Below are 12,705 nucleotides of genomic sequence, written 5' to 3'. Positions count from 1 at the left end.
CCTATCGTGCCGCCATGAAGCGGATCAGCGCCTCGTAATCCTCACGCGAGCAGGCAAAGCACTGGCCGCCCGCGGGCATGCCGTTGCGCCCGGCAACCGCGCTTTCGACGAGCGCGGGCAATCCCTTTTGCCAGCGCGGATCCCAGGCGGCGCGGCTGCCCGTCAACGGCGCGCCGGTGTCGCGCACGGTGTGGCAGGCGACGCACGAGCTTTGGTAGAGCTGCGCGAGGCGAGGATCGCGCGGGCGCAGCGTTGCGCTCTCGGCTTCGGTGATCGCGACTGGGGGCGCCGCCGCCTGCGACGCCTGCGGCCCGCCGCAGCCCGCCAGCAGCAGCATCGCAAACACCCCGCCGGTCGCCAGCCCGGCACGAAGCCCGCGACGCCCGATGCGGCCGTTGCGGCCTTGCCCCGTGCGCTGGCTGGGTCGCGCCTTCAGGACCATTCCACTCTCCGGATTGACAGTTTATTATAGTCATGGCTAGGTAATAGCGATTGTTATCTTTCGTCAAGCGGGTGCGACGAAAGAAGATTGCGTGAAGACCGGACCGCCCGGTGGCGGCGCGACATCGGCGATCATGGCGCAAGACCATGGCGCAACCGTCGCGGCGCGGCGGCCCGAAGTCCAACCAGCGAGGAAGCACGACACATCAAAAGGCTGCCCAAGCAGCATCATGGAGGGGATGATGAGGGACTTGCGTCGGGATTGCGCGATCTGTGCCGCGGCACTGCTGTGGAGCGGCCATGCCGCGGCCCAGGACGGCGGCGCGGCGCCACCGCCGGCCGTTGCCGATCAGACCCCGGTGGCCGGCGAGATCGTCGTCACTGCACAGCGCCGCGAACAGTCGCTTCAGGACGTGCCGATCAGCGTCAACGTGTTCGGTGAAAAGGCGCTCGAGGCGCTGGGCGCGCAGAGCGTCGGCGACATCGACACCTTTACCCCGGGGCTGAGCGTCGACGATACCTCGGTCACGCAGCCGCATTATTCGATCCGCGGCATCGCCTCGGACGATTTCGGGGTGGGAACCGAGCCCGCGGTCGGCATCTTCATCGACGGCGTCTATGCGGGGCGTTCGGGTTCGGCGCTGATCTTCTTCAACGACGTCGCGCGCGTCGAAGTGCTCAAGGGGCCGCAAGGCACGCTGTTCGGGCGCAACACCTCGGCCGGCGCAATCTCGATCATCACCAACAAGCCGACCGACCATTTCGAGGCGAATGCGCAGGTCCGCATCGGCAACTACGCCAAGCGCCGGATCGACGGCATGGTCAACGTGCCGATCGCGGACGGGCTTGCGCTGCGCATGAACGGCGTGGTCAACCGCCGCGACGGCTATCTGACCGACGCCGTCACCGGCCAGGATTACGAGCGCGAGCACAACTGGTCCGGGCGCGCGGCGCTGCGCTTCAATCCCGGCGCCGGGACCGACATCGTGCTCAGCTATGACCATGACGACACGGGCAAGGACGGGCCGGCCGCGATCGGCATCGGGCCGTTCGCGCGCAGCCGCGATCCCGAAGGGGCATTCGCCAACGACGTCATCGGCGGTTCGCACGAACGGCGCCTGCTCGACGCCGCGACGCTGAGCGTGACGCAGGCGCTGGGCGGAGTGACGCTGACCAGCATCAGCGCCTATCGCTGGTTCAAGACCGCGAACCGCGAGGACGAGGACGGCACCAACCTCAAGACGCACTATCTCGACACCGAAAACGCCGAGCGCAACGAAAGCGTGTATCAGGAACTGCGGCTGGCGCAGGATCGGGGGGCGCTCAACTGGATCGCGGGCGTCAGCTATTTCCACGAACGCGCGGATCAGTCGACGCGCACCACCGCGCTGACCGACAGCGTCGACACGCTGCTGAACAACCTCGCCGGACTGCCGCTGTTCACCGCACTCGATGCGGCCGGGCTGCCGGTGTTCGGCCGCAGCTGGACCGAACAGATCGATGTGCGCGCGCGCAACGAATCGGTGGCGGCCTTTGCCGACATCAGCTGGGCCGCGACGACGCGCCTCAACCTGACGTTCGGGCTGCGCTACACGCACGATCGCAAGCGCTTCACCTGGCTGGTGCGCCCCTATGACGCCGACGGGCTGGGGCAGGTGGTCGCGCCCGGCGCGCTCTACAACGCCGTCGCCGGCGTGCCGATCTTTCCCGATGCGGCGAACATCAGCGTTACCGATTTTTACGGTGCCGTGGTGGGGCGCAACCTGATCTTCGATGCCGGTGCACTGACCGGCCAGTCGTTCACGCGCAAGGAATCGTTCAACGACACGAGCCCGCGCTTCGTCATCGACTACAAGCCCGCCGAAACGGTGATGCTTTTTGCCTCGGCGGCGCGCGGGTACAAGGCAGGCGGGTTCAACAGCGTCCAGGTCAACTCGTTCTTCCGGCCCGAAAAGGTCTGGAACTTCGAGGCGGGGATCAAATCGACGCTGCTCGACCGGCGGCTGCGGCTCAACCTGTCGGGCTTTCACTATGTCTATCGCGACCGCCAGCAGGTCAGCTTGGAATCGGTCAACGGCGCGGGCGTGCCGCAATATGTGACGCTGAGCGGCGATTCAAAGGCATGGGGGCTCGATTTCGACACGCAGCTTGTGCTGGCGCGCGGCATCTCGATCGGCGCGGTCGCGAGCTATATCGATTCGAACTGGGTCAAGCGTGTCGAGCGCGGCGTCGACATTTCGGGCCAGCCGACGGGCGAGCCGCATTTCCGCGGCGTGGTGACCGTCCAGTTCGACCGCGACCTGCCCGGCCATGCCGGCGGCATCTTTGCCGATGCGAGCTATAGCTACACCTCGCGTCAGCGGCTCAACGATGCGGTGCGCGCTTCCGACGCGGCACTGCTCAATAATCCCTTCTATGGCGCGCTCGTCGATTTCTCGAAGCTCGGCAAGCTGCGGTCGAGCCGCGAGATCGTCAATGCGCGCATCGGCTGGCGATCGCCGGGGCGCGGCTTCACCGCCGCGCTGTTCGCCGAAAACCTGTTCGACGTGCGCACGCCGCGGACGCTCAATCCGATCAGCGCCGACACGCTGGGCACGCCCTATGTGCGGATGGATCGCCCGCGCTTCTGGGGCGTCGAACTGGGCGCCAAATTCTAGGCGGAGGCGAGGGCGATGACGACAGAGCGCGCCTTTCCCGCCGGCTTTCGCTGGGGTGTGGCGGCTTCCGCCTTTCAGATCGAGGGCGCGGAGACCGCCGACGGCCGGGGCAGGTCGAGCTGGGACCGTTTCTGTGCCGAACCCGGCCGCATCCTCGACGGCAGCCCCGGTGCGGGGGTGATCGACCATTATCACCGCCATGCCGAGGACGTGGCGCTGATGCGCGAACTCGGCGTCAGCGATTACCGGCTGTCGATTGCGTGGCCGCGCATCCAGCCGGACGGCGCGGGGCCGCCCAATCCGGCCGGGATCGGCTTTTACGACCGGCTGATCGACGAACTGCTCGCCGCCGGGATCGCGCCGATGGTCACGCTGTTCCACTGGGACACGCCGCTGGCGCTCGAGGAGCAAGGCGGCTGGACCGATCGCGGCATCGTCGAGCGTTTTGCCGATTATGCCGCGATCGTCGGCCGGCACTTTGCCGATCGCGTGCCGCGCTGGGCGACGCTCAACGAGCCTTCGGTCCTGACGAGCATGGGCTATGCGGTGGGCGGACACGCCCCCGGCCGGACGATGGGGCTGGATGCGCTGACCGTCGCCCACCACCAGTTGCTCGCCCACGGCCGCGCGGTGCAGGCGCTGCGGGCGGTAGGCGCGGGCGGGATCGGGCTGGTCAACAACCAGATGCCCGTCCGGTCCGCAAGCGAGGCGCCGGCGGATCGGGCGGCGGCCGATCTCTATGCGACGCTGATGTGCTGGCTCTATTCCGACCCGGTGCTGCTCGGCCGCTATCCCGACGCCGTCGCCGCGATGCTGCCCGCCGGGTTCGAAGACGATCTGGCGACGATCGCGACGCCGATCGACTGGTATGGTCTCAATTATTACAATGCCGAATGCGTCGGTGCGCCGAGCGCCGAGGTCCGCACCGTCGACGGCCACGAAATGCCCGCCGGGCTGCCGTTCGACCTGGTGCCGATCGCCGACCGGCCGCATACCGATTTCGGCTGGCCGGTGACGCCCGAAGGGCTCGGCGAGATCCTGGCGCTGCTCCGTGACCGTTACGGTCCGGCGCTGCCGCCGGTCTACATCACCGAAAACGGGTGCGCGTATAACGACGCACCCGACGCAGCGGGTCGCGTCGCCGATCTTCGCCGGATCGACTATCACGCCGCGCATCTCGACGCGCTGGCGCGCGCAGTCGCCGAGGGTGCCGATGTGCGCGGCTATTTCATCTGGTCGATTCTCGACAATTTCGAATGGGCCGTCGGGCTGTCGCAGCGCTTCGGCCTCGTCCATGTCGACCCCGTGACCGGGCGGCGCACGCCGAAGCAATCCTATCACTGGTACCGCGCCTTCATCCGCGCGCAGCAAGGATAGCCGCGATGGCGACCGCGCACCGCCATGCCGCCGCGCGTGCCGGCGCCGCGCCGGGCTGGGCGGCGATTGCGGCGCTCGCGATCGGCAATGCCGGGCTGTGGGCGGCCTTTTTCGGCCCCATCGAACTGCTGCTCGCGCAACAGGCGGCGGCGATCGCGCCGGCGGACAAGGTCGCCGTGCTGGGCGGCGTCAGCGCGGCGGGGGCGGGCGTGGCCATGCTCGCCAATCCGCTGTTCGGCGCACTTTCGGACCGCACGCGAGGGCGGCTGGGTCGACGGCGGCCCTGGATCCTGGCCGGCGCGACAGGCGGCGCGGCGAGCCTCGTCCTGCTCGCGCAGGCGCGCGACGTCGCCGGGATGGTGATGGGCTGGTGTCTGGCGCAGGCCGCGCTCAACGCGATGTTCACCGCGCTGGTGGCCGTAATCGCCGATCGCGTGCCGCCCGATCGGCGCGGCACCGTCGGCGCGTGGCTCGCGCTCGCCCAGACCGGCGGCGTCGTCGGCGGCGTCGCGATCGCCAGTGCGGCGCCCGATTATGCGCACGGCTATCTCGTCTGCGCCGCCGCGGTGCTCGCGGGCGCGCTTCCGTGCCTGGCGATCGGGGACGCCGGCCCCCTGCCGCCACGCGAACCGGGGCATGACGGGGACGCCCGTTCCCGCCCCGGAAGCATCCCCGCCGATCATCCCCCCGCATGGCGATCGCCCGACGCGCGTTGGGCGTGGCTGGTGCGCTTTCTGCTCAACCTGACCTCGGCGCTCGGGCTGCTCTATCTGCTCTATTTTCTCACCGATGTCGTGCATCGACCGGCAGCCGCGGACGACGTGTTGTCCCTCACGATCGTCTATGTCGCCGCAATGACGCTGGTGCTGCTTCCCGCAGGCTTCGCATCGGATCAGATCGGGCGGCGGCGGCCCTTCGTCGTCGCGGCGGGCGCCGTCGCGGGGACGGGAATGGCGCTGCTCGCGCTGGTGCCGCACTGGGACGCGGTGCGTGTCGGGGTCGCGCTGATCGGCGCGGGTTTCGGGCTCTATACCGCCGTCGATGTCGCCATCGTGACGCAGGTGCTGCCGCGCGCCGCCGACGCCGCGCGCGACCTGGGCCTGTTCAACATCGCCAATTCGCTGCCCCAGGTGCTCGCACCCGCGCTTGCCGGATTGCTCGTGGGCGGCTTCGGTTATCCGGTGCTCTATGGCGTCGGGGCAGTGCTGGCGCTCGCCGCCGCTGTCGCGGTCGGGCGGATCGCCGCGGTTGGATGATCGAATAGAAGCGCCTAGATGGCGGCCATTCCCGCTGGTTGGTGAAAATGGCAAGAACGAAGACTGCACGCCCGCGCACGACGGCGCCCAAGGAGGCCAGGGCCGAGCCCAAACAGGCGCGCGCGCTGCAGACGCGCGAGATGCTGCTCGACGTGGCCGGGCTGTTGCTCGCCGAGGTCGGCATCGAGCGCATCTCGACCAACCTGATCTGCCAGCGCGCGGGCGTCACCCCGCCCGCGCTCTACCGCTATTTCGACGACAAGTTCGCCATCATCGAGGCATTGGGGATGCGACTGATGGAGCGGCAGAACGCCGTGCTCGTCGACTGGATCGAACAGCATGTCGCGCACGGCGTTGCCGCCGCCGCGGCCGCGACCGAGCAACTGCTGCGTGAAACCGCCGCGGTGACGCGCAGCGAGCCCGGCGGGGTGTGGATCGAACGCGCGCTCCATGCGACGCCGCGGCTCGAACATATCCGGATCGAATCGCACCGTTTCGTGACCGAGCGCCTCACCGAGGCGTTGGCGCCGCAGCTTCCCGACGTGCCGCGCGAGGCGATCTGGCGGCGCATCCGCGTCGCGGTCGAATTCGGCTATGTCGTCGACGAACTGCTCCACAGCGAAGCCGACATGCCCGAGGACGCGCTGTTCGCCGAAACCAGCGCGTTGCTGCGCGCCGCGTTCCTCAGCTGGACCGATCCCGTCGCTGCCGACTGAGCCGGCGGCGCGGACGCTCAGGCCGCGCGCGGCATCGGCGCGATCGGCAAAGGCGCCGTCGCGCGGTCGCCATGCGCGGCGTCGACAAAGGCGGCGAAATATCCCGCCGCCGCGCGGTCGACGGTGAAGCGCGCAAGATGCGCATCGAGTTCGGCGGCGGGGGCGGGCGTCGGCACCGCCTCGGCAATTGCGGCGGCAAAGGCCGCGTCGCTGCGCGCGACCACGCGACCAAACCGGCCCTGGCCCAGCAGGCTGCGCACCCCCGCACCGCAATCGGTCGAGATCACGACCAGCCCGGCATCGAGCGCCTCAAGCAGCACCGCAGGAATACCTTCGTAGCGCGACGACATCAGCAGCACGTCGTAATCGCCCAGCCGCGACGCAGCGTCGGGAACATGGCCCGCAAACGTCACCCGTGCCGTCAGCGCCAGCCGCTCGGCCAAGGCCGCGAGCTGGGCCCGCTCCGGACCGTCGCCATAAATCGTCAATGTATCGTCGGCGCGCGCACCTGCGGCAAAGCCGCGCAGCATCAGGCCGAAATCCTTCTGATGGACGAGCCGGCCGACTGCAACGAAGCGCCGCCCCGCCACCGCCTCGCGCAACCGAGGCGCGGGGTCGCTCCGCCGGTCGAGCGCGGGATCATGGACGACGAGGCTGCGCGCCGCCATCGCACGCGGCATTTCGGGCGCCATCGATTCGTCCATCAGCACCCAGCGGTGGATCAGCCGCGCCTGCAGCCACAGCCACAACCGCCATCCCGCACGCGCGACCGGCGGCAGGTCGCGTCGGGCAAGGTCGTTGCTGATCTTGGTCACGATCGGCGGGCAATCGCGCCCGAGCAGCAACCGCATCATCACCGCGACGATCGTGTAAGTCGATCCGGCGACGAACAGCACGTCGGGCCGAAGGCGCCGGATGACGCCCGGGAGCTGCAGGATCATCCACAGCGTCTCCCAGCCCGCGGTCGACACCCGCGGCTGTCGCGCGACTTCGTAGTCAAGATCCTGCGCGAGCTCGGTACGCAGCGCGCCGTCCTCGCGCCCGAGGAACAACGGCGCATCGACGCCGGTGCGTCGCCACTGACGAACCATCCTGAGCGCGATCCGTTCGACGCCTCCGGGCTCGAAGCTGTGAAGGAAGGTCAGCACGCGCAGACCGCGTGCCGGTCGCCCCGCGACGCCACCATCGCCCGACGGCGTCCGGGAGGCGATCGGCACAACCGTCGCGGGAGCGGGGAGCAAGGCGCTGCTATCGTGCTGGGGCCGCGAACGCTGGTCGATGGTCATACGATAAGGACGACGCGGACAGCGTATTTCCACACCATGTCCGAAAAATTTGTTCTGATACCGAAATGTCTTGCCCGGCGGCACCGAGCCTGTGCGACCACCTGCACTTACGATGCGGCCTTTCCCGCGCGCGGCCGAAGGGACAGAGCAGTCAGGTCGGGCGGAGTGCCCTGCCTTGCCACCCTTGCCGTGCTGTGGTGAAGTCGCGGCGACGAGCAGGGGGAAATCAGTGCGCGAACGTGATCAGGCCGAACGGCTGAGCTTCTTTTCGGATGCGGTTTTTGCGATCGCCATCACGCTGTTGGTTATTGAGATCCGCGTGCCGCACCTGCCCGCAATGTCAGACGCGGCACTGGGACACGCACTGCTCGGCCTGGTGCCCAATTTTGTCGGCTTCATCGTCAGTTTCCTGGTCATAGCGCGGTTCTGGGCGGGGCATCATCGGCTGTTTGGCCTGGTCGATCGCGCATCCCCGGCGATGATCCGCGCCAATCTCGGCTTGTTGATGGCGATCGCCTTCATGCCGTTTCCGACCGCCTTGCTCAGCGATTATGCCACGTTGCGCGCAGCCGTCGGCTTTTACACCGCATTTCTGGTCCTCGTAGGGCTCGCCAATATGCGTCTGATCCATGTCACGCTGCGCGACGGCGTTTCTGCCGATGCGATCAAGCATGGACATGACGCCAAAGCGTTGCGCGTCTCGATGTGGTCACCGGTGGTGATCGGTGGCACCGCCTTTGCGGTGGGCATGATCGCACCGGCGCTCGGCCTGCTTGTGCTGATCCTCATCGCGCCGCTGGTCTTGCTGCTGATAGGCCGCGTTGCCGAACGCGCCGCCAAGCCGGCGGAACGGCATTAGGGTACAGGCTCGACGGGCAAGGGAGCAAATCCGGGCACATTCAGGCAATTAAGCGAATTAACATAACGTCGATTATCGATTGTTCCTCAGGGAATAGATCGCGACCTCCGCAACTCGGCGCGAAAGGCCTGTCCGCTTTCTCGGCCGCCCCTGCCGTCGCACCGAAGCCGATAGCACGAGCATCAGCGGTTGAGGCCGAGTGATCGGAAACGCTGGGCGGGTTCCAAATCGAGTGGCGGAAACCTGCTCCCGCTCAGACCGGATGCGAAGCCGGGTGCCCCTCAGCCATTGTTCGGTATCTGGTTGCCGGTGGATGAAAGGCCGCGAGGCACAGCGCTCGAGTGTTTGAGATGAACGCCCAGCTTGGGCCAACCGGGGGCCGCAAGCGAATGCAGGGTCCGGAACGAAGTCGCCGTTCGTGTGCGTGGTATCGAACGGTAGCTCTTTCCCGAAAAACCGCAATCGGCGCATCCGGCACGAAGCGCAGAATGGCGGAATACCGTAAAAGTAGTAAGCCCACGGTCTTCAGAAGGCGGGCAACGAACAGCCATGAATCCCTCCCGCTGCGTCACGTCAGAGGGATACAGCTTCGGCATTCCGCGAGACCAAGCGAAGACGGCAGCGATCTGAGTGAGGCCGTTGGGCACCCGGCTGCTAGCGAATAAAATCGAGGAAGGCGCGTAGCGGCGGCGGTACGAGACGGCGGCCGGAATAATACAGAAAGGGGCCCGAGAAAGACTGCCACCACTCCGGCAGCACAGGTTCCAGCGAACCGCTGTCCAGCGCGGGACGCAGCCAATCTTCGAACAGATGGAGGATGCCGCCCCCTGCGACTGCGACGTCGACCAGCAGATCAACCGCGCCGGAAACGCTGGCGATCAGCGGCCCCTGTGGCTCGATCCGTATGATCTCGGTGCCGCGCTCGAACTCCCATGGGCTGGTCAGCGCCCCGCTGGTAAAGCGGCCGCAAAGACAGGCATGATCGAGCAGATCGCGCGGGTGGGTCGGGCGCCCGCGCGCATCGAGATAGGAGGGCGCGGCTGCCGTCGCGAAACGCTGCACGCGCGGGCCGATCGGCACTGCGATCATATCCTGCTCGAGCCGTTCGTCATAGCGGATACCCGCGTCGCACCCCGACGCCACCAGATCGACAAAGCCATCCTCGGCGACGATCTCAACCCGGATATCGGGATAGGCGGCGAGGAATGCCGGAAGGATCGGCGGCAGCACCAGCCGCGCCGCACTGACCGGCACGTTGAGCCGCAGCGTCCCCGCCGGTCGGTCGCGGAACAGGTTGACGACATCCAGCGCGGCCTCAACCTCGCCCAGCGCCGGCGCCAGACGCTCGATCAGCCGGGTTCCCGCCTCGGTGGGCGTCACGCTGCGTGTGCTGCGATGGAGCAGTCGGACGCCCAGGCGTGTTTCCAGTCGCCGCACCGCCTCGCTCAACGTGGATGCGCTCGATCCGGCGCTTCGTGCCGCCTCCCGAAAACCGCGCGCCTGCGCGACCGCAAGGAATGCGTTCAGATCAGCAAGATCGGCCTTCATCGTTCGGTTTTCCGTACAGCCCGTGCGGATCTCTCCAGCTTATCGGCACGATCCGCAAGCCGCATCTTGGGGCCAGCAAAGGAGAATCCGATGATCGACCAAGCAGGCACCTATTCCTTCGCCGGACACGACGTGCGGCGGCTGGGCTATGGCGCGATGCAGCTCGCCGGGCCGGGCGTGTTCGGGCCGCCGCGCGACCACGACCGGGCGTTGGCCGTGCTTCGCGCCGCGGTGGCGGCGGGGGTGAACCATCTCGACACCAGCGACTTCTATGGCCCGCACGTTACCAACCGGCTGATCCGGGAGGCCCTGTTCCCCTACCCGAAGGACTTGCTGATCGTCACCAAGATCGGCGCCCGGCGCGGCGACGATGGTTCCTGGCTGCCCGCGTTCGAGCCGGACGAACTCACACGCGCGGTCGACGACAATCTCGAGAATCTGGGACTGGAAGCGCTGGACGTCGTTAACCTCAGGCTGATGTTCGACGTCCACGGCCCGGCGGAAGGATCGCTCGCCGCTCCGTTGAAGGCGGTGGCAAACCTGCAACGGCAAGGGCTTGTGCGCCATATCGGGCTCAGCAACGTGACGCCAAGGCAGTTCGAGGAAGCGCGGGAGATTGCCGACATCGCCTGCGTCCAGAACCAGTACAACCTCGCCCGCCGCGACGACGACGCCTTTATCGATACGCTGGCGGCGGAAGGCATCGCCTATGTCCCCTTCTTCCCGCTCGGCGGCTTCAGCCCGCTGCAATCGGCGACGCTGTCGGACGTGGCGGTCCAACTCGACGCTACGCCGATGCAGGTCGCGCTCGCCTGGTTACTCCAGCGATCGCCCAACATCCTGCTTATCCCGGGAACCTCGTCGGTCGCACATCTCCATGAGAACCTGGCAGCGGCATCGCTGACGCTATCCCAGGATGCTGTTGCCAGCCTTGACGCAATCGGCAGGTGATCAGGCGCGACGGTTGGCGAGCACCGCATTCAGCAGCCCCGGAAAGCGGCGATCAAACTCGGATCGCCGCAGCGTGTTGATCATCTCGCGCCCCGCCTGCGTCGTCTCGATCAGCCCAGCTGCACGGAGCAGTTTGAGGTGGTTGGACAAGGTGCTCTTGGGAATGGACTCGCACGGCGCGGCATCCCTGCAGCGCAACCGCTCGGTCGCCGCCAACCGGGCGACCATCTCCAGCCGATTGGGATCGGCCAGCGCGTGCAGCGCCAGATCGAGCGGAACGTCTTCCAGCCTTGGATGGATGAAGCGAGCCATGAAACCGATATAGGGTGTCGGTGGATATTTTAATAGTTCGGTAATATTGAACTATCGGGCAGGCGCGCCATATCCCGGGCTGCCGACAGCGCACGACGCCGTGATCGCGGGCCACATCTTATGGAGTATCAATATGTCACTTCAGGGCAAAAAGGCGCTCGTCACCGGTGGATCGCGCGGCATCGGCGCGGCAATCGCCAAGCGACTGGCGGCCGACGGCGCGGCGGTCGCGATCACCTATGCGGGCAACAAGGCGGCAGCGGATACCACCGTGGCGGCGATCGAAAGCGCGGGTGGCACCGCCTTCGCGTTCCAGGCCAATGCAGCCGATCCGACCTCGCAGCGCGCTGGGGTCGAACAGGCGGCAGCGGCCCTGGGCGGAATCGACATCCTCGTTCACAATGCGGGCGTAGCCGAATTTTCCACCGTCGCCGAAGACACCGACGAAACCTTTGATCGTCAGTTCGGCGTCAACGTGAAAGGCCTGCATGTCGGCACCCGCGCGGCGCTGCCGCTCCTGCGCGACGGCGGGCGGATCATTCTGATCGGCAGCATCTCGGGCGAAATGGCCTTCCCCGCGACCACCGTCTACAGCGCGACCAAGGCGGCGGTGGCGGCGCTGGCCCGCGGTTGGGCCAAGGACCTCGCGGCGCGCAACATCCTGGTCAACACCGTCCAGCCGGGGCCGATCGATACCGACATGAACCCGGCTGACAGCGATTTCGCGGGACAGGTGCTGGGGGCCATCCCGCTGGGGCGCTATGGCAAGGTCGAGGAGATCGCGGGTGCGGTCGCGTTCCTCGCCGGTCCGGATGCCAGCTACATCACCGGCACCACGCTCAACGTCGATGGCGGCGCGACGGCGTAAACACAGGCTCTGCCCTCGCTTGAAACGGAGGCACCGCTGGTACGGAGGCAAGCAGCTAGCGCAGGCCTCCGGCCGGTCGGCCTGGTCGTCGACATGGAGGATAAATTCCTCATGCATGCCATGGGGAAAGGATCGGCGCAGGACGGCACCAACTCCGACCGATATCGAAGCGAGGGCTATTCGCGCTCGGGAAACGCAGCTTCGCCACCCGCCCCCCGTTGGTCCGGGGCTGGCGCGCCATGCAAGCGACAACATTTATGAGATTGCAACCTAATTTTCTTGTTAGAAAGCCACCAACCTACTCGCGAGCAAATATAAACCTCATGACGACGTCGCCGTTCGAATTGACACCGAAATGAAAATGCTCAATTCCGTTTCACGTGTCGTGAAACAACGCCGAGCGTTTCGGCCTTGACGGAAGCACGAGCGCCGAA

11 protein-coding genes are annotated in these 12,705 nt (G+C 67.0%); 7 read left to right on the top strand and 4 right to left on the bottom strand.

Features of this window, described 5'->3' with window-relative positions; translation table 11 throughout:
- Nucleotide 1: 1 nt before the first annotated feature.
- Complete coding sequence (locus tag ACT3CF_RS07005; protein WP_478421501.1) at nt 2-442, bottom strand: c-type cytochrome; 441 nt, start codon at nt 440-442, stop codon at nt 2-4.
- A 241-nt stretch (nt 443-683) separates the two neighbouring features.
- Here ACT3CF_RS07005 and ACT3CF_RS07000 point away from each other — a divergent pair, with 241 nt between their 5' ends.
- The 4 genes from ACT3CF_RS07000 to ACT3CF_RS06985 are packed head-to-tail and all read left to right on the top strand — an operon-like array spanning nt 684 to nt 6,447.
- Nucleotides 684-3,098: a TonB-dependent receptor gene (locus ACT3CF_RS07000; protein ID WP_478421499.1), complete on the top strand. Its 2,415-nt coding sequence runs from the start codon at nt 684-686 to the stop codon at nt 3,096-3,098.
- A gap of 15 nt (nt 3,099-3,113) precedes the next feature.
- Entirely contained in the window at nt 3,114-4,475 is a 1,362-nt protein-coding gene (locus ACT3CF_RS06995; RefSeq protein WP_478421497.1) for a GH1 family beta-glucosidase, read from the top strand.
- Nucleotides 4,476-4,480: 5 nt separating this feature from the next.
- Complete coding sequence (locus ACT3CF_RS06990) at nt 4,481-5,731, top strand: MFS transporter (RefSeq protein ID WP_478421496.1); 1,251 nt, start codon at nt 4,481-4,483, stop codon at nt 5,729-5,731.
- Between the two features lie 47 nt (nt 5,732-5,778).
- On the top strand, nt 5,779-6,447 hold the full coding sequence (locus ACT3CF_RS06985) for a TetR/AcrR family transcriptional regulator (protein WP_478421495.1): 669 nt from the start codon (nt 5,779-5,781) through the stop codon (nt 6,445-6,447).
- A gap of 17 nt (nt 6,448-6,464) precedes the next feature.
- Here ACT3CF_RS06985 and ACT3CF_RS06980 read toward each other — a convergent pair whose 3' ends face one another.
- A complete protein-coding gene (locus ACT3CF_RS06980; protein WP_478421493.1) occupies nt 6,465-7,688 on the bottom strand; it encodes a glycosyltransferase in 1,224 nt (407 codons plus the stop codon).
- 274 nt (nt 7,689-7,962) lie between these two features.
- On the opposite strand from ACT3CF_RS06980, the gene ACT3CF_RS06975 reads away from it, so the two are divergent.
- On the top strand, nt 7,963-8,592 hold the full coding sequence (locus ACT3CF_RS06975) for a TMEM175 family protein (RefSeq protein WP_478421491.1): 630 nt from the start codon (nt 7,963-7,965) through the stop codon (nt 8,590-8,592).
- A gap of 654 nt (nt 8,593-9,246) precedes the next feature.
- On the opposite strand, the gene ACT3CF_RS06970 is transcribed toward ACT3CF_RS06975, so the two are convergent.
- On the bottom strand, nt 9,247-10,140 hold the full coding sequence (locus ACT3CF_RS06970; protein WP_478421490.1) for a LysR family transcriptional regulator: 894 nt from the start codon (nt 10,138-10,140) through the stop codon (nt 9,247-9,249).
- Nucleotides 10,141-10,230: 90 nt separating this feature from the next.
- Here ACT3CF_RS06970 and ACT3CF_RS06965 point away from each other — a divergent pair, with 90 nt between their 5' ends.
- The gene (locus ACT3CF_RS06965) at nt 10,231-11,091 is read left to right on the top strand and encodes an aldo/keto reductase family oxidoreductase (RefSeq protein WP_478421489.1); all 861 of its coding nucleotides are present in this window, start codon (nt 10,231-10,233) and stop codon (nt 11,089-11,091) included.
- Here the strand turns inward: ACT3CF_RS06965 and ACT3CF_RS06960 are convergent, their stop codons facing one another.
- A complete protein-coding gene (locus ACT3CF_RS06960; protein WP_478421488.1) occupies nt 11,092-11,403 on the bottom strand; it encodes an ArsR/SmtB family transcription factor in 312 nt (103 codons plus the stop codon). It lies immediately after the preceding gene.
- 133 nt (nt 11,404-11,536) lie between these two features.
- On the opposite strand from ACT3CF_RS06960, the gene ACT3CF_RS06955 reads away from it, so the two are divergent.
- The gene (locus ACT3CF_RS06955; RefSeq protein ID WP_478421487.1) at nt 11,537-12,271 is read left to right on the top strand and encodes a 3-oxoacyl-ACP reductase family protein; all 735 of its coding nucleotides are present in this window, start codon (nt 11,537-11,539) and stop codon (nt 12,269-12,271) included.
- Nucleotides 12,272-12,705: the final 434 nt, after the last annotated feature.

It is taken from the genome of Sphingomonas chlorellae (assembly GCF_056485145.1).
The sequence above is the reverse complement of the archived record's forward strand: the minus strand, read 5'-3'. Positions and strand labels throughout refer to the sequence as shown.